Raw genomic sequence first — 1,652 nt, 5'->3', positions numbered from 1 at the left:
AAGCGATCCATAAATCTATGGTCACCCCCGTTTTTGCAATACTGACCAGCGATGGGTGTTTGGCTTGCCTAAATCTATCCGGCGTCTGGTTGGGGCTTGCCCCGCGCCATGATGAGAGTCGCGCCTGGCAATCCTGAAAACCCTGGCGGCTTCGAAAGCCGGTTTATGGAGCAGGTTCTTCGCCAGGCCGGTGGGCCGTTCACATCATCAGTGGTTCACTATCGCAAAACCTGGAAGGTGTTCGGGGTACTGCATAACGATGTAACAGTGGAGTCAGGCCACCAACGCGGCCGGCCCCGTCTCAAAGCACGTATGGTGGGCTGCAATTGCCCAGGCGACTCGGGCCAGCTTGTTGGCCAGGGCACAGGCAACCACATTGGAATGGCGACGAGCTTTCAAGCCACGCACCCACTCGGCCAGAGCGCCGCGCTGGTACTCCAGCCGTTGCAGGTAAACCCTGGCACATTGGACCAACAGTCGCCTGAGGTTCTTGTCGCCCCGTTTACTGATGCCCAGCAGATTGGTTTTACCTCCCGTGCTGTATTGCCTGGGAACCAGACCAACAGAGGCGGCGAAATCGCGGCTGCAGCGGTACTGCTTGCCGTCGCCCATTTCAGTAGCCAGAAGACTGGCTGTGATTGGGCCGATGCAGGGAATACTCAACAGGCGACTTCCCAGATCGTCGTCGGCAAGCTGGTCGGCCATTTCCTTGTCCAACTCCCTAATCTGCCCGTCCAAGTAGAGAAAGTGCTTATGCAGGCGCTGCAGCAGCTCGGTCAGCCGTGCTGGCAGCTCGCGTTCTGCCAACACGGACGGCAAGCGCCTCATGACCGCCGGGCCCTTGGGCAGGCTGACTCCGAACTCCAACAGAAAGCCATGCATCTGGTTCGAGGTTTTTGTCCGATCTCGCACCAGGGATTCCCGTAGGCGATGCAATGCCGAAAGTGTCTGCTGGGTTTCCGTCTTGGGCGTCACAAAGCGCATCGTTGGACGGGAAGCCGCCTCGCAGATCGCCTCGGCATCCACGAAGTCGTTCTTGTTGCCCTTGACGAAAGGTCTGACAAACTGAGGGGAGATCAGCTTGGCATCATGCCCCAGTCCCTTCAATTCCCGGGCAGTGAAATGCGCTCCGGCACAGGCCTCCATCACCACAGTGCAGGCCGGTAGATTGCCGAAGAAGCGCATCATCTGCTGGCGTGAAAGCTTCTTGCGGAAAACCGCTCGGCCGGATTGGTCCTGACCATGCAGGTGGAAGCTGTGCTTGCCCAGATCGATACCTACCAGCGCCACATCGCTCATGATAAAGGTCTCCCCAAATACCCTGCGAAAGCATGGCCCTTGCAGGGGGCAGGGGGTGGAGGTGACCATCTCATTACCCCGTCTGTTGACGGCCGTGCCGGTCTTTTACAGTGGCGCCGTCGGAGTGCAGTTCCACGGCAGCAGCGCCTCGTAGTCCTCGACGCCTTGCGCTGCCGGCAGGCGTTCGAGGACGTGGCGCAGCCAGGCGTAGGGCTCCTGCCCGTTGGCCCTGGCGGTTTCCACCAGGCTGTAGAGCTGCGCGCTGGCCGTCGCGCCTTTGGGCGTGTCGCTGAACAGCCAGTTCTTGCGCCCGATGACGAACGGCCGAATGGCCCGTTCGGCACGGTTGTTGT

Annotated in this window: 2 protein-coding genes; both read right to left on the bottom strand. The window is 60.0% G+C overall.

Annotated elements, in window-relative coordinates:
* Positions 1–273: 273 nt before the first annotated feature.
* On the bottom strand, positions 274–1,299 hold the full coding sequence (locus EV691_RS23155) for an IS110 family RNA-guided transposase (RefSeq protein ID WP_131302831.1): 1,026 nt from the start codon (positions 1,297–1,299) through the stop codon (positions 274–276).
* Between the two features lie 105 nt (positions 1,300–1,404).
* Positions 1,405–1,652, bottom strand: a 248-nt coding sequence (locus tag EV691_RS23150) for a transposase domain-containing protein (protein WP_131302829.1), incomplete at its 5' end; no start/stop codon positions are given.

This window comes from Azotobacter chroococcum (assembly GCF_004339665.1).
In the GTDB taxonomy this organism is placed as follows: Bacteria; Pseudomonadota; Gammaproteobacteria; order Pseudomonadales; family Pseudomonadaceae; genus Azotobacter; species Azotobacter chroococcum.
Note: the sequence above shows the minus strand (reverse complement) of the source record. Positions and strands in the feature narration are given on the sequence as shown.